General features: G+C 52.9%; 8 protein-coding genes. All 8 read right to left on the reverse strand.

All coding sequences use genetic code 11. From position 1 onward, the window contains the following. Nucleotides 1-303 precede the first annotated feature (303 nt). The gene (locus EII41_RS01895; protein WP_124751906.1) at nt 304-1,014 is read right to left on the reverse strand and encodes a hypothetical protein; all 711 of its coding nucleotides are present in this window, start codon (nt 1,012-1,014) and stop codon (nt 304-306) included. 3 nt (nt 1,015-1,017) lie between these two features. Next, nucleotides 1,018-5,706 carry an efflux RND transporter permease subunit gene (locus EII41_RS01900; RefSeq protein ID WP_124789203.1) on the reverse strand — a complete coding sequence of 1,563 codons (4,689 nt, stop codon included), beginning with the start codon at nt 5,704-5,706 and terminating at the stop codon, nt 1,018-1,020. Then, a complete protein-coding gene (locus EII41_RS01905) occupies nt 5,703-8,789 on the reverse strand; it encodes an efflux RND transporter permease subunit (RefSeq protein WP_124789204.1) in 3,087 nt (1,028 codons plus the stop codon). Before EII41_RS01905 ends, EII41_RS01900 begins: the two co-directional genes overlap by 4 nt. 49 nt (nt 8,790-8,838) lie before the next feature. Further along, entirely contained in the window at nt 8,839-9,894 is a 1,056-nt protein-coding gene (locus EII41_RS01910; RefSeq protein ID WP_185711801.1) for an efflux RND transporter periplasmic adaptor subunit, read from the reverse strand. A gap of 41 nt (nt 9,895-9,935) precedes the next feature. After that, the gene (locus tag EII41_RS01915; RefSeq protein ID WP_185711804.1) at nt 9,936-11,450 is read right to left on the reverse strand and encodes a TolC family protein; all 1,515 of its coding nucleotides are present in this window, start codon (nt 11,448-11,450) and stop codon (nt 9,936-9,938) included. A gap of 40 nt (nt 11,451-11,490) precedes the next feature. Beyond that, nucleotides 11,491-14,850 carry a xanthan lyase gene (locus tag EII41_RS01920; RefSeq protein WP_124789206.1) on the reverse strand — a complete coding sequence of 1,120 codons (3,360 nt, stop codon included), beginning with the start codon at nt 14,848-14,850 and terminating at the stop codon, nt 11,491-11,493. 47 nt (nt 14,851-14,897) lie between these two features. After that, a complete protein-coding gene (locus EII41_RS01925; protein ID WP_124751911.1) occupies nt 14,898-15,794 on the reverse strand; it encodes an ABC transporter ATP-binding protein in 897 nt (298 codons plus the stop codon). A gap of 188 nt (nt 15,795-15,982) precedes the next feature. Then, nucleotides 15,983-16,954 (reverse strand): type I phosphomannose isomerase catalytic subunit, encoded by a 972-nt coding sequence (locus EII41_RS01930; protein ID WP_124789207.1) that lies wholly within the window; start codon nt 16,952-16,954, stop codon nt 15,983-15,985. Between the last annotated feature and the right edge of the window lie 24 nt (nt 16,955-16,978).

A 16,978-nucleotide genomic window follows, 5' to 3' on the forward strand; every position in this document is an offset into this window, starting at 1 on the left:
ATGTTTATTTGTTGAGTTGAATGTTAAACAACAAACACCTAAACACCTAAACATCCGAAGGACTGAACGCTGAAGATTGATTGCTGTAAAAGCCCTGAAAGGGCGCCTTAATTCAGCCCAATGCGAAGCGTTGGGGAAAAAGGCATTGCATCCCGGCGGAGGGCTGTAAGCCTGACATATTCCAATTGTTAATTGTCAATTGTTATGCCCGGTACCCGCCGAACCATGTACCCGGCATAACCATTAACCATTGACAATTAAATAATAATGGTACACGCCGAACAGTGTATCGCGTAATTTGGGTTAAATAAACTTTTCTCTGCGGCGGAGATTCAGGAGTCCGGCCAGAAGAAAAACGAGACCTCCGACGAACAGAAACAAACGGCTTTTGAGGATCGTATTCTGCCAGACGAGAGGATGCACCTCGCGAGGCAGCGAGAAAGGATTGAGGAAGACATTCCAAAACGAACGGCTGATCAGATCGACGGCATTCATAAAGATAAAAAACAGCAGTCCCAACACAATCATGATCACGGCCGTAGCGTTCCCGCTACGCGTGAGGGTAGAGAAAAGAAACGCGAGGTTTCCGAAAAACAGCATGGGAAAAAGCAGCTGGGCGGCCATCTCGAAGACGGGTACGGGATAGAGCAGCCATCGGGCGAGCAAAGCGAAAAGCAAGAGGATGACATAATCGGCCACGTAGACCATCAGCATACGCACGCCCCAGACCTTATAACGGTAGTCGGGGATGCCGAAGATGATTTCGAGCATGCGACTGTCTTCGTCATTCTGAATCCCAAAGACCACCGGATAGAAAATCAACAACATACACGGGAAGAAGAGCAAATAATAAATGCTCTCTTCGTTGATTTCCACCCTGTCCCATGCCATCTGAAACATAAAAAAGGCAAAGAACAGGAAAGCAGCCAGCAGAAACCAAACGAACTTACCGGCAAAGATAATCTTCACGTTATAGCGCACTATCCGCTCGGCCAGAATGATATATTTTCTCATCTTCTACATGTTTTTTAATAAGCACAAATAAGCGTCTTCGAGATTCGTCTCTGCCGGCACGGCATCGGGACGAGGCTGCACGGCCGACAGATAACGCACTTGTATGCGATCGCCATCCTGAATATGATGCACGACGAACGATTTATCCAGTTCGTCGAACGACTCCCCATCGATGGAGAACTGCCACACCTTGCCTTCGGCCATGTGAACCATGCCTTCGGGTTGTCCGAAGTATTTCAACTGTCCCCGGTCGATGACGGCGACCTGATTGCACGAGCTGGAAATATCTTCGATGATATGCGTCGAGAAGATGACGATGCGTTCCTTGCTCAGTTCGACCAGCAGGTTACGGAAGCGGATCCGCTCGCGCGGGTCGAGTCCCGCCGTAGGCTCATCGACCACGAGGATACGGGGCAGATGAAGGAGAATCAGGGCGATGCCGATCCGTTGCTTCATGCCGCCGGAGAAGGAACCGATCTTCTCATCTCTCCGTTCGTACATATTCACGGCTCGCAACACGTATTCGATCCGTTCCCTGCGCAAACGGTCGTCGGTGAGCCCTTTCAGGATGGCCTGATAGTCCAGAAACTCCCACGACGACATGTGCTCGTACGTGCCGAACTCCTGCGGCAGGAAGCCGATCAGCCCCTGCAACTCCTCACGGTAAACGCGGGTGTTCAGCCCATTCACCCAAATACTTCCATAACTTTGCTCCAGAATCCCCGTAACGATCCGCATCAGCGTCGATTTGCCGGCTCCGTTGGGCCCCAGCAGCCCGAACATGCCCGTCTTGATCTCGAACGATACGCCACGCAACGCCTTGAACGGACGACGTCGCTTGCCGAGCCAGGGCACACGCTTGACCAGACGGAAGAACGTACGTTTCAGCCCCGCCAAACGACCGCCTACGCGCTCGATGTTCACTTCCCGTTCATACAGATATTGCGACGTAACATAAACAATCAACCCGCATCCCCACAAAAGAGCGGTAAACACAGTCAAAGACGGTCGACCGATCTTACTCGACAGTACGACAAGCAGTACGACAGGCACTCCCCAGAACAGGAGTCGGTTGAGATAACGGACGCGTCGTCTGTCACCGAAACGGTAAAAGAGGTACATCCGTATTTTACGCCACAAGTACAAGGTGAACGCATATACGATAAACGAAAAGATAAAGATCCAGAACGAATGCTCCAGATAGCCATAGGTGAAATAGACGACAAACGCGAACAGTCCAAACACCCAGCCGATGTGCAGGAAATCTTTGAACGAATGATATTCCTGCTGAATACCCAGACGCTTACGCCGTTCCCGTCCGCTGTTCCACTGGCGGGCGAAACGTCCCGCGCGGTCGTACACCTTCACAAGGTTACGGATGACGATCCGAATCTCCTCTTCGGGATGAATCACATCGGCTCTTGCCCGTCGCAGACTGGCCTGTACAAAGGCTGTGACCCCGGGAATAAGGATGACCAGCGTCACGACGGATACGGCCTGCCACAGCCAACTGTCGATATAGAGATAGACGGCAAGCAGTCCGAAAAGCATCAGGACGAGATGCAGCCATCGCACCTTGGGCGAAAGCGCACGGTACCATTGCAACGTATGCTCCAGTCCCATGTAAGCCGTAGGAAGGATGACGAGCGTCAGCAGCGACGAGAAGGTCAGTCCGCCGATGACCGTAATGGCGAAAGGCGCTCCGATGGCGCCGGCATATTCCGTGTCGCCCATCGCCAGCGGGAACATGGCGATAATCGTGGTGATGCTCGTGATCAGAATCGGACGGATACGAGACAGTCCGGCCGTCATCAGCGCACGTTCGCGTCGGAAGCCCTCCTTACGGAGGATGCGGGCATAGTCGATCAGGATGATACCGTTGTTGACCACCACTCCCAGCAGGATCAGAAATCCGGTCAGCGTATTGGCATTCAGCAGGCTGTTACCGGTCATAAGCAGAGCCAGCAGTGATCCGATAGCCGCCAGAGGAATGGAAAAGAGCAGTACGAACGGGGTCGTTATCGATTCGAATACACACGAGAGAATCATAAAGATCAGCACGAAGGCGGCAAGCAGAAGGAATTTAAAATCGGCAAACAAGTCTTCTTCATGAACGACTTCAATGGCTACCCCGGCAGGCAGATTATAATTCGCGATATACCGGTCGATGTCGGCACGGTACCCTTCGAGCAACGTCTTCGACTCTTCGACACTGCGGGCAAACCGGTAGCGCACTTCGAGTTGCTTGTCCTGATTCACGCGCATGATGCGTGAGCGTCCGTTGCCCTTGTGAAGCGTAGCCAGCTCGTCGAGGCGGTGCATCCCTCCCTGCGCGTCGGCAATGCGCACATCTTTCAAGTCATCAAAGGTTTGCTGTTGCTTTTCCCGCTCGGGCGTCTTGTCCGGCAGCTCTTCACGAATCACGATATCGTAGGTTTTATTACCCACTTTAAAGGTCGTTCCCGTAGCATATTCGGGCGTCAGCTGCGCCAATCCCGTCGCGATATGACTTCGGGTGATACCGTATGAAGCAAGCAATAACGGGTCGAAATGCAGCCGTACTTCGGGTTGACGACGGGCAGACGACATCCACGCATGTTCGACAAATTCCTGCGCGTCGAGGTAATACCGTATATCTTCGGCCACCACCTGCATCATGTCGTAGTCCGATCCTTTGATCACCACCTGCTCCTGATTATCCCCAATGCCCAATAGCGCCATAAACGCCATGGCCGCTCCTGCGCCGTCGCCCCCACCGGGTCCGCTCATGGCTTCGGAGAACGAGATCTCGACACCTCCCACAGCCGGCATTCGCGCTTGCGCATCAGACTTGATCTCACCGATCTTCCGCTTGCCCGTAGCCTCGTAATCTTTCCGAAGAATCACCGTCAGCACGGCTTGTTCCTGCTGAATACGGCTGACGACATCCTGCTTTTCCGGAATTTCATTGAGACGTTCCTCGATCACTTTCACGATCTTATCGGTATGCTCCAGCGTACTGCCCGTGTGCATCGTAACATAAATATCGAAGCGGTCGGACTCGACCTCCTTATTCTGACGAACGTTCATCGTCAACGACAGAATCAATGTCAGGAAAAGCAGCACGACGGCGCTCAGCAAAGTGATGCCCGGATGACGCATACACGTTTTGAGAAACACAAGGTAAATCTGTACAGGCCGTTGCAGCAGAGAGATTCTTTCGTAAAACACGGCGCGGCCGTTCTTCCGGCGCAAGATACCGTAGGTTACCATCGGAATAAACAGCAGCGCCACCCCCATCGATACCAGCAGGGTGGAGATAATCGAGACACCGATATGGTTACCGATCAGTTTGATCATGAAATTTTCGGAGAAGACGAAAGGCAGGAATACCGTAATGGTCGTGAGCGTAGCGGCGATAATCGAACGCCAGACCTCTTTCGTCCCTTTCGTTACGGACTGCTCGGGCGACTCTCCCGCCGCCGATCGCCGATACACATTTTCGAGCACGACGACGCTATTATCGAGCAGCATCCCGATAGCAAGCGCCATGCCGACGAGAGTCAGGCTGTTGACCGAGATACCCGCGGCATAGAAGAAGTTAAACGCCGTATATACGGACAAGGGGATAGACAAGGCGATGAAAAACACGAGACGGATATTCTTCAGGAAAAACCAGAGCACTAAGATGGCCAACAAGCCCCCTATCAAAGCCAGACGAATGATCTGATCGATATTCTTCTCCATCGTTTCGGCCGTATCCGACTCGATCACAATTTCCACCTCCTGCCCCTGCAAACGTTCATTGAGCCGGTCGATCACCTCCCGTGTACGATGCGACAAGTCGATGAGGTTCGTCCGGGCTTCGTTCACGAGCGCGACGGAGATCGCGTCCTTGCCGTTCACGCGGCTGAACGAAGTTTCTTCTTTCAAGTCGAAGCTGACGGTGGCCACGTCTTTCAGGAATACGGGCCCTTCGGCTACGACAAGATGTTCCAACTCGGAGACCTGCGTGTAGGCCGAATGAACGTGAACGAAATAGCGCGAATCGGCTTCCGTAACGTTACCGGCAAACATCTTCTCCTGCGTCTGACGGTTCAGCAACTCACCGATTTTCGAGGCGGTCAGGTTCAACGCTTCACACGCCTCTTTATGTAAACGGATTTCGATGGCTCGCTCCTGTCCGCCGTACACATCGACGGCCGCCACCCCGTCGATATGTTCAAGATCGCGCCGGATCTCCTCTTCCACGATGTTACGCACGCGATCCACTCCACCGGAACCTCGCACCTGCAAGGTCATAAAACGGTTCGCCATCATCGCCAGATCGACTTTCTGCACCTGCACGGTAAAACCTTTCGGAAGCGATGAGGCGACTTCTTTCATTTTCTCTTCGAGCCTGAGATACGTCGTCTTGAAATTAACATCGGCTTTGAAATCGACCTGTATGGACGACTGGCGACGGTTGATCTCGGAGCGTATCTTATCTACCCCTCCGACGGTGCTGATCGCCCCCTCGATCGGAATGATGACCTCGGTTTCGACATACGCCGGATCCATCTCCTGTTGAGACTGGACGGAGACGAACAACACGGGCAATTCCGCATTGGGCAACAGTTCCACAGGCAGCTGTTTATATGACACATACCCCAATAAGGTAAGCGCAATAAACAACATGCTGACGGTTACCCTTCTGTTTAAAAGAATGTTCATTCTTCGCGTCTTACCTTACTTTTCAATTGCTCAAACACATAGTAAACACAGGGGATCACGACAAGACTCATCAAGGTAGATGTGACAAGCCCGCCGATGACAGCTACCGCCATGGACGAGCGCAAGGCCGCTCCCTCGCCGATATGGAGCGACATGGGCAGCAACGCCAGAATCGTCGTGAGCGTAGTCATCATGATCGGACGGATGCGCTGCCGGCCGGCCTCGACAATAGCCTCGGTAAGTTCCATCGTCGTCTTCAACTGGTTGATACGTCCGACTAAAAGAATCGAGTTATTCACCGCAATCCCGGCCAGCATAATCATCCCGATCACCCCCATGATATTGAGCGTCATCCCGGTGATCCGGAAGATCAGTACGGCCCCGACGAGCGCGAGCGGAATGGTCAGCAGGATGGTAAAAGGATGCAATAACGATTCGAACTGCGAGGCCAGCACCATGTACACGAGTACGACCGACAATAACAGCGCAAGCATCAGGCTGTTCATCGATTCGCGACGCTGTTCCTCCTCACCCGTCACATGAATCGAATAACGCGGAGGCAGCTCCACGTCGGCCACTGCCCGGCGTATGTCTCGCGCCACCTTATCGAGCGAGCGGGCTTCGTCTTTGTCGGCAAGAATCTTGTTGATGCGGCTCTGGTTCCGACGGAATATTTCCTTCGGAGCCTGTGTCGGGGTAATCGTCGCGATCTCGTGCAGCAGAAACTCCCGGTTTCCGTTCCGGATGACAAGACCTTTCAATTCTTCGGCCGTAATATCGGGTACTTTGATGACGATATCACGCATTTCTCCCTTATATTCCATTTTGCCGACGTCACGCCCCTGCAACTGTTGCTTTAACTGGGTGAGCACGGTCGAGGCCGTAATCTGATGAATACCGGCCATCGTACGGTCGAGGGTGATCAGCAGCTCCGGCGCTCCGTCGGCCATCGACGACTTGAGGTTATAAATTCCTTCAACCGAGGTCATCCGCGCCAGCACCTCGTCCGTGAGAGCCGCAATCTCTTCCGATTCTTCTCCTTTCACTTCGACGACGATGGGTGCTTCTTCATCTCCGAACAGCGCCCCCAGCGAATAATCCTCCTGCTTGAATGCCAACTCCACCCCTTCTATCCCTTTCGTCGCTTCCACAAAGCGCGATATGACTTGATCGGTCGACAAAGGCGACGATTCCGAGAGTAAGACCGTCAGCGTCGCCGTCGACTCTCCTTCAAAGACTTCATGCTCCGACGCCCCTTCTCCGATATGGCTGTACACGGTAAGCAGGCTGTCGCTACTGATGGAGCGCAGCAGATATTCCAGATTATGCACCACAGCATCCGTGCGTTCGAGACGTGTGCCTTCCGGCAGCCTCAGCGAGACGGAGAATGCACGTCCGGCGGAACGAGGTAAGAATTCCGTCCCGATGAAGGGAGTAAGCAGGAACGTAACAGCCAGCAATCCTACGGACAGACCGATCACCCACCAACGACGCCGGAGAAACGAAGTCAGCAGCACGCCATACCCCTCGAAGCGAACGGATTTCGCTTGCGGTTGTACCTGCTTCTTCCCCGATAGCCGGTCGTACAGCATAGGAATAATCAGCAAGGCGACAAACAAAGAGGACAGCAGCGAGAAGGCCACCGTCCACGCCTGCTCTTTGAACAGTTCGCCCGATGCCCCGTGCAGGTAAACGATCGGAAGAAAAACGACAATGGTCGTCAGGGTAGAAGCAATCACCGCGCCGGCGACCTCCGACGTCCCGGTGACAATAGCCTCGGCGCGGCTCAACCCTCGCTCATGATTTCGGAAAATACTTTCTATCACCACAATCGCGTTATCGACGAGCATTCCTCCGCCCAGCGCGAGACCTCCCAGCGTCATGACGTTTAACGTCAGCCCATTGAAGTACATCAGATTAAACGTTGCTACGATCGAGACAGGAATCGACAGACTGACAATGAGCGTCGTGCCGATACGACGCAGAAAGACAAACAACACGAACACGGCCAACAGCATCCCCAGCAGGGCCGTGCTTTTCACCTCGCCGATCGCCTGACTGATAAAAGTACCTTGGTTACGGATCACCTGAAAACGATAGCCGGGCAAAGCCTGCTCCATGACTTTTAACTGTCGACCGATTCGATCGACCACTCGTACCGTGTTATGCTGCATCTCCTTATAAACAGAGAGACCGATGCAACGTTCGCCGTTGACACGTACGATATTTTCGGGACGGGCATTTTCGAACCGGGCGGTAGCCACTTCACGTAAGTATATCGGCGCGCGGTTCTCGATGCCGCCATTTGTACGAACGTCCGATGCCGATGCAACCGTCGGACGATAGCCCACAATCAGATTCTCAAAATCGGCTTCGGAAGTAAAGAGCGACGAGCTTTTCACCAGATACTGCAACCCGAGTTCACTGACCCGCCCGCCCGATACGGTCTGATTATTCGCCTCGATTCCGGAGGCGATATCTTCCATCGTCAAACCGAACGCCTTCAACTTATAGGGATCGGTTCGTAAGGTCAGGACAGAACGTTCCTCACCGGAAAGTAATACTTCGCCCACGCCTTCTATGCGCACCAGTTCGTTGCGCACGTAACTCCCGGCCATCTTACGCAACTCCGCCATATCGGTGAGGGAACGATGCGACATGGCAATCAGCATCACCGGGTCGGTATTCGGATCGTGCTGGGTGATATTGAGAGACTCAAGATCCGTGTTGCGCGAAAAAGGCGCCATGGCTTTCTGCAAGTCTAAAAAAGCCTCGTCCATATCCTTATGCTGGACGTAGGTGACCGTGATGCGTGCCGAACCGGAACGAATCACCGAGGAAACCTGCGTGACGTCGCTCTGACGTATGGCCATCGACTCCATATTCTCTACAAACATCTTCTCGATCTCTTCGGGCGGACGTTCACCCGCCTTGATTTCTACGAACAGACGAGGAGCATTCATGTCGGGCAGTAAATCCACATTCAGCCGATTGTACGAGATATTGCCGAGCAACACGATCGCCAGCACCACCATCGCCATGGTCACGGGATTATTTACTGCGAACCGGATGACTTTCTTCATGTTATTGCGTACTCTTAAACTATCCTTTTATTACCGTTCCTCCGTACTACTACTTCAACACCTTCACCCGGCTATTTTCGCGCAAGGTCTCAAATCCTTTGACGATAAGATGATCATGTTCGTTCAGCCCTTCCGTTACCTGAATCGATTCGTCATCCTCAAGTCCCGTCCGTATCTGACGCGCCATGGCCGTATTCTTCTCCACTACATATACATATTTGCGGTTTCGTGCCGAGAGCACCGCATGTTTCGGAATGATAATCGCACTGTCGGCCTGCTCCACAACGATATCGACTTTGATAAACATACCGGGACGCAGTTTCTGCTCGGTATTGTCGATCCGTACCCGTCCGGTGAAGGTGCGTGTCTCGGTACTGATGGCCGGCGACAGCTCGCTGATCACACCTTTCAACGTATCTTCGGGCAAGGTGTAGTGCGTCACACGGACCGGCTGATTGACGCGGATGTACGGGATCGTACTTTCGGGCAGGTTCACGTCCATGTACATACTCGCATACGACATGATACCGACCATCGGCTTCCCCTGCTCCACCCGACTGTCCGAGGTATAATGAGGCAGGGAGACGATTACCCCGTCAAAAGGCGCCTTGATATTCATCTTTTCCAGACTGATATGGGCATTCTCCAATTCGTACCGGGCATTGGCGGCTCTCACGTCCGTATTGCGCATCTCACTGAGAGTCACTCCTCCTTTCTCGTACAACGCCTTCTGCTTGCTTTGCTCCTGCCGGGCAATTTCAAGGTTCAGCGTTTTCGATTCCAGCGCAATGCCGTTCTCATATTCCTTATTTTCGAGACGTATGATCAGTTGACCTTTCCTGACCCCATCTCCCAATTTATACGGTTTGCCCGTTGCCGGATTACGCTGAAGACCGTACATCCCGCTCATCTCGGAAACAAGTTCGGCCGCATAAGCCGCCTGTGCCGTTCCCGTGGTATGAATCAGTTTGCTGATCGATCCTTTCCGAAGCTCCTGCACGGATACGGGAGTTTCCACATCGTTCTGATCGGATTGAGGTTTGGAACCGCATGCCGTAAGTACCGACAGCGCGGCTACGGCGAAGATTGTTTGGTATTTCATCATGAGGTATATCATTTATTTTTTACTCGAATACGGGAATAAATTTATTTATCGCTGCGACGGGCATCGCTCAATGTCCGGACAGGAATTACCGGAGCGTTTTTCTCAAAATCGTACAGCGAAAGAATTTTCAGATTCAGCAACTCGATTTTATAATTGATCAACGTTTGCGAATAAGCGATCTTCTTATTGGATAGCTGGGTCTGAAACTGGCTGATCTGCATACCGGTGAGGTCTCCTTCACGATACCGGGTCAAGTTCAGGTCATACGTCAGTTGCGCGTTCCTGACATTCTTTTCGGCAAGGGTAATCTGCGTACGGAGGTTTTCGAGCCGGCGCCACACCTGACGGATATTCAGCTCGATGTCGAACTTTTCATTCTCCTGCCGGAGCTTCGCGATCGTCTGTGCCGTCCGCTGCGCTTTCACACGCGCTTTCTTCTCTCCCCAATCGAAGAGCGGAACCGTAAAACTGATCGCGATACGGGGGTTTTGCGTCGGATTGTCGTAGACGCTTCCCAATCGCTCATTGTCACCGGTAATACCGACCGACAAAGAGATATCCCCTTTAAATTCATTCAGACTCTTCGTGCGAATCATCTGCAATTCCGCCAACTCGATATCGATCTCACGCTGCCGAAGCTCCATCCGCGAGTCGAGCCCGTTGCGAACAGCGTCCTCAAGGCTGACGGCGATCGGGCTGATCCCGATATCGGCCATGACACGAATCTGTTCGTGAAGCGGCAAGCCCAGCGCCTGCTTCAACTCGTCCTCCGCGTTGGCGAGCGCGACCACACGTTCCTCGACCGAAGACTGTGCCGTGGCCAAATTCAACTCCGCCTGATAAAGCTCCTCCTTGGCCGACAAATCGGCCTCGACCTTGTTTTTGATAATCTCGAAGCTCTGCCGGGCATTCTCCAGCTCCTCCCGGCTGATCTCCAGATTGCTCTGCGCCATATAAACCGTATAGAACCGATTCGTGATGTCTCGCTCCGTATTCAGGCGCTGAAGAGCATAATCGATTCCGGCGTTTTCATAATCGAACTCGATCTGTTTCAGCTCCATCTTCCGACGGTTATACGTAAACACCGGCTGAGTGAACTGAAGATAAAGATTGTTGCTGAATGCTTTGTTGCGGTTTTCATGCCCTTCGACTACCGACGTGTTATTTTGCCAGCCGAACCGGTTAATGAGCGAAAGCTCCCCGTCTGTCCACAAGATAGGCTGCGTGACACGGAACGTTCCGCTCGAAGTCAGCGACTCGTTCGTGTACCATTGCGACAGCCGGTTGTCGAAACGACGTGTCTTCGTATAATCAATCGGATCGAGATTCAGAGAGAACCGGGATTTTAACGATGCCCGTTGGGCGACGAGTTGAAGCTGATACCGCTCCAGATTGAGCTTTGAGTTGATCAGTGTCGGATTGTGCTCTTCGGCGATGTCGAGTGCCTGCTCTATGGTCACCGACCGTTGCGCATACGCTCCCGAAGGCGCTCCGCACATTCCCGCAAGGCACATCACCCCACTCACGTAAATCCTTAGGAATTCTTTGTTTATCATCATGCTTCTTTTCTATTACTGCTTCTTTGAATTTATTCGCTTATTTTCCGACAATTTTCACGGCATCGGCTGTGACGATTCTTAACTTCGTATCGTTGGTCAGCACGACACGTACCGTGTCACGGTTGAAATAATACGTACCCAACAGGCTCCATCCGTCTTCCGAACGGGCAAGGTCGATATACGCTTCTTCCTCATCGTGATCGTAGCAGACCTTAAACCGGTATTCCGTACGACCTCCTCCACCGCCGCCACGTCCCCCTTCACGAAGTTCCTGAGGCTTATACACGTAATAATAAAGGTCGTATTGTCCGGCATGCGGGACCGGAATACTCCATGTAGCCGTCTGATTTCCGCTACCGCTCTTGACCACGTAAGCCGATCGGATATGCGCACCGTAATACTTATCGTTTGTCGTCAATGTCCATTGCAAAGGAGCACGCCATTGGGACACGCCCGAATAGCGGAACGATTGATCGTTGTCCTTATCGAGCCACCGTGGCAGAAGGCCGAACACTTCGGGTTTGGACAAGGCGAACAGCAACGAGTCTTCATTATCTACGATCACCTCTCCGGAGGTATCGTCCGACAGAAGCGGCAGTACGAAATCGCCTTCCTGTTCGATCGTCCGGTTCTGTTCACGCTGGATATTTCCGACGGGCAGATCGATCAGCGCCGGCAGATTGGCTGATACCAGTGTATGGACACGAATTCTCCGCGGCGCTTCGTCCCAATGCGTCACGATGCGTTTCGTCTGATGCGGAGCGAAAGACAGGGAACGCTGCGTCCGCGGATCGTACAGGTCGCTGCGTCCCCCGGCGTCGGTTTCGATGCGGATCGTTCCCTCGTAATCGGAGGTATTGGTGATCTGCAAGGTCATGATATATGTCTCCTTATCGCGGTTCGTGACATGTACGATACGAGGCGTCCCGACGATATACACAGGCAGCGGCGTAGGACGTTGCCATGCGCCGAGAGGTGCCCGGAGGTCTTTGCCGGCCATCGTGCCAAGCGTATCGAGCAGGTGTTCGAAACGCAGATTCGTAAATTTGTTCCGTTGCAGGATGGTACGCAGCGAGTCTCGACAGGCCCGGTATCCCATATCGATTTCGGCAGGAGCGAAGAGGCTGCTTGCCTTGAGCGACAGTACATCGTCGACCAGATTACGCAGTTCCGTATCGGCGAGCAGCTCCTTCAACGGCCGCTGCTCCATCAGCAGATTCGCCTTTTCCTTATTGCTGATACCGTTCATCTCCCTGACCCAATCGTTCTCTTCGGACTTGTCCTGCAGGTAGAGTTCGATCATGCGGTTGGCGGCAGACCATTCCGACGAAAAGACATTGTATCTGAAATTATACAGTTGGGGGAAAAGCAAATAAGGATTGACCTCGGCAGAGACATTCGCCGCTCCGCGATCGAATGACCAGTTGAAATCGCTCTCTGTACGGCGGAAGAGATGCATAAAGCTATGGAAAGTACGGATGGCTGCTTCCTTATCGGTAATCTCACGCCCATCCCAACGCGCCCATTTCTTTTCGCGCTTGACCCTTCTCGCAACGTCGGCCTCGTTGAACAGGCAACCTTTTTCGGGAAAGAAGACCATCTCGGGCTGTACTTTCTCCTGTGCCTGCGTCCATGCTCTGGGGTAGCTGTAAAACTGCACAGGCACTTCGACCAGCGAGAAGCGGCGGAACGAATAATCGAGCGCATAATCGCGTTCGATCGACCGGCGAAACTCCCTGATTTGCGATGGGATGGTATCCATAATCGAGTCGAACGGAGTCGTAAAATCACCATGCCCCCGGAGATGCCAAATGCTGTACTCCGTGCTGTCCACCACGAGGCTTTTCTGTTCATAATCCCCCACGACGAGCGAGAGGGAAGGGGAAGGAAAGTCAGTCTCATAGATAAACACCTGATCTTTTTCTCTATCCGAAGAGAAGGCTGCTGTATCCAACGCTGTGGGAGAAGGCTGCTGTCGCGTGCCCTGCGAGAGAGCCTGCAGACCGTCCGTCGTACGCACCGTCAATCGGAAACGGCTGAAATACGTTTGCTGTCCGTCGGTGCTGAGGCTACTGTAGGAGGTGCCGGGACGCGGATACCAATACGCTTCGGGCGTAAAGAGCAGATAGTCGCGTTCCTGAAAGCTGTATTTCTTATCTATTCGGAACATACCGTCGCCATAATCATGCTGTAAGATATCGGCAGGAATATCAAGGTAGCAGAAACGGTCGTCGATGCGTCCTTCGTATTTCATGACGATCGAAAGGGAGTCGCCTTCCGCGTGCTCACGTCCGAGATCGACAAGAACGATCTGGTTCTTACGCTCGAACGCTAACGGACGGCCGGCGACTTCGACCTCGCGCACGGTCAGGCCGGGATTGAGGGAAAACGTAAACACGGAACCGCGAGCGGCAGCCACCCCGCTCATGGATACCTCGGCGGTAATCGTCGACGGCTGTTGGGTGAGCGTGATGTCGTAACGGTCGACAAGCATTTTCGGCGCGTGCACATACTCGTTATTCAGCGCGATATAATGCTGCCGCAGTCTTCTTTCTTCCCGGACGGAATCCACATGACGATAAGCTGCCGCGATGCCTCCGAGAAAGAAGCAACAGCCGAGCGCCAGCCAGCGAAAACGTCCGTACTTCGTGTTCGGCAACCGCCGAAACAAAAACACGGAGAGGCAAATAAAGCCCAGCCCAAGCAGCAGGTAAACGGCACGATGTATCATCAGCGCCTGCCCGTTCGTAAACCCGACGACGGACGATTTGACCAAAGGCAGGTTGTAGGTCATGTAGTCGAAGACATAGTAGAACCGGTCGCCCACATAAAACAAAGTCAGTCCGATATAGCCCAGCAGCAGCACGAAGGTCACGGCCTGATTCTTCAGCACAAGCATCAGAAAGATGGACAGTCCGAGGATATAGACGAGCGTTGGAATGCAGATCAGGAAGAAATACGTAAGATACGCCGCCCAGTCGAGCGCCACGCCCGATGCGAAGTTAAAAATCAGCACCATCGCAAGAATCATCAGGTCGAGGCGGAAAAATACGCTCAAAATCCCCCATATCTTACCCGCTACGTATTCGGCATTGCTGAGCGGATGAACATAAAACACCTCCGAAGTGTCGAGCTTTTTGTCCGACTTGAGAAACTCGGACGACAAAAAGACGGCGATCACCGCCTGCCCGGTATTCAGGAACAGCAGATTCACGTACGGGATATTGGAAGGTAGCGACTGCATCAGCCAGTAGCCGTCGTCGCTAACTAAAGCCGCAAAATTGAACAGTGCCAGAATCAACACGGCAAGCACCAAGAAGACACGATAGAACCACGTACGGAGCAACAGCTTGCGTTCGTACTTGGCGACAGACCGTATATTATTCCATACCGACATATTGATTCGTGTTCTATGAATGGTTCATTTGTGTTTCTTCGGTTAAATCAATCGTTCATCCACCGATTCAACTTGTTCTCCATATAATATACGTAAGCATGCTCCAAATTGGGAGGATACGGCTCGGCATCATACCCTTCGATCTCGTCGGCTACTACCTGTACTTCCCACCCCGTACCGGACGGAATGGTCGATATCACAGGGTATTTCGCATCGACAACAGGCATCTCATCACTGCTGATATGCATCCGCCACACCTTCCCCTCGGCTTCTTGCAGCATTTCCCGGGGCGATCCGAAAAACGCCACCTCGCCTTTGTTCATCAGCGCCATACAGTTGCATGTACTCGATATGTCGCCGACGATATGGGTCGACAAAATGATCGTCACGTCCTGCTTGCCCACTTCGGCCAGCAGATTACGGAAACGAATGCGCTCCTCGGGATCCAATCCTGTGGTCGGTTCATCGACGATGATCAGTCTGGGGCGATGTATCAACGCCTGCGCAATGCCCAGCCGACGTTTCATTCCGCCGGACAGTTTATTGGCATAACGCTCCCTGACATCGAACAGCCCGACGCTCTCCAGCATGGCATCGACGGCTTGCCGGCGCTCCCGCCGGCTGTTCATCCCCGACAGACGAGCCGCATAGTCAAGGAACTCATGCGTCTTGTATTTCGCAAAGAAACGGAAGTCTTGCGGCAGATAACCGAGAATCCGGCGTACTTCCCGGCGTTGCTTACGCAAGTCATAGCCGAATACATTCACCTCGCCCGACGTAGGCTCCATCAGCGCCACGAGGATACGCATCAGCGTCGATTTGCCGGCCCCGTTAGGCCCCAGCAGACCGAACATGCCCGTCGGTATATCCATGTTGACGTCTTTCAAGGCATGGGTACCGTTCGGATAACGTTTGTTTAGCGAACGTATCGATATGTTGTTCATCTGTCTTTACCGGTTATCGTCTCCTATAACGCTGTTTTCACTTATCTTATTGTCTCGGAAAGCACCTTCGCCTTTCCCTTACCTGTAGAGGACGCTTTCCCTTACCTGTAAAGGGTGCCTTCCCTTACCTGCAAAAGGTGCTTTCCCTTATGTGCAAAGCCGTCCTTTCCTTAGGTAATTGCGCTCGTTTACGCGATATAGGTTTCCAGCAATTTGGCCTGCGGAGCGGGCTTTAGGGTAACCGATTGTGTGGTTGCGGGAAAGAGCACGGTTTGCCCCTGCGAAACAGTCAGTTCGTTGCCGTTATCGTCACGTAATTCGACGGAACCGGCCATACAGATATAAACGACAAACGAATCGAGCGTGGCATAGTCGCGTGTCATAGGCGTTTGCGTTTCCAGCAAACGGGTGGTGAAGTACGGGCATTGCACCAACTCGACGGCAGCGCCAGGCTCCGGCGTGTAGTGCGTCCGATAGTCGGATTGCAGCGTATAGTCGATCGCGTCTTTGGCCAGCTCGGTATGCAATTCGCGTCCTTTGCCCTCGGCATCTTTGCGGTTATAGTCGTAGATGCGGTAGGTGATATTGCTGGTTTGCTGGATCTCGGCGATGAAGCATCCGGCACCGATGGCATGCACGCGTCCGGCAGGCAGGAAGAAGACATCGCCCGCAGTCACGTCGTAACGTTGGAGCACCTCCATGATGCTGTTGTCTTCAACACGTCGCACATATTCATTCGCATCGACCGGTTGCGAGAAGCCACAATACAGGGAGGCGTCAGGCGCGGCCTTAATCACATACCACATCTCCGTTTTCCCGAACGACTGATGACGTTTTTGGGCCAGTGTATCGTCCGGGTGTACCTGAATGGAGAGATGATCGCGAGCATCGATGAATTTGATAAGCAACGGAAAGCGTGTGCCAAACCGCTTCATTACGTGACTGCCCAGCAGACTTTCGCCATACTCGCGAATCAATTCGTCGATGGTTTTTCCTTTGTCGGCGCCATTCGCTACAACGGAAAAATCGCCGTCAACATGCGACAGTTCCCAACTCTCTCCTATCTTCTCCTGTGTAGGAGCCATCCCTTTGAACGGACGGATATCCGTCCCTCCCCAGACTACTTCTTTTAAAATCGGTTGAAATAAATATGGATACATTGTTTTGTTTGTTGTTTGATTGTT

The organism is Tannerella forsythia (assembly GCF_003860135.1).
Lineage (GTDB): Bacteria > Bacteroidota > Bacteroidia > Bacteroidales > Tannerellaceae > Tannerella > Tannerella forsythia_A.

Coding starts and splice junctions, on each gene's coding strand:
- EII41_RS01895 (WP_124751906.1), bottom strand. CDS start 1,014: ATGAGAAAATATATCATTCTGGCCGAGCGGATAGTGCGCTATAACGTG.
- EII41_RS01900 (WP_124789203.1), bottom strand. CDS start 5,706: ATGAACATTCTTTTAAACAGAAGGGTAACCGTCAGCATGTTGTTTATT.
- EII41_RS01905 (WP_124789204.1), bottom strand. CDS start 8,789: ATGAAGAAAGTCATCCGGTTCGCAGTAAATAATCCCGTGACCATGGCG.
- EII41_RS01910 (WP_185711801.1), bottom strand. CDS start 9,894: ATGATGAAATACCAAACAATCTTCGCCGTAGCCGCGCTGTCGGTACTT.
- EII41_RS01915 (WP_185711804.1), bottom strand. CDS start 11,450: ATGATAAACAAAGAATTCCTAAGGATTTACGTGAGTGGGGTGATGTGC.
- EII41_RS01920 (WP_124789206.1), bottom strand. CDS start 14,850: ATGTCGGTATGGAATAATATACGGTCTGTCGCCAAGTACGAACGCAAG.
- EII41_RS01925 (WP_124751911.1), bottom strand. CDS start 15,794: ATGAACAACATATCGATACGTTCGCTAAACAAACGTTATCCGAACGGT.
- EII41_RS01930 (WP_124789207.1), bottom strand. CDS start 16,954: ATGTATCCATATTTATTTCAACCGATTTTAAAAGAAGTAGTCTGGGGA.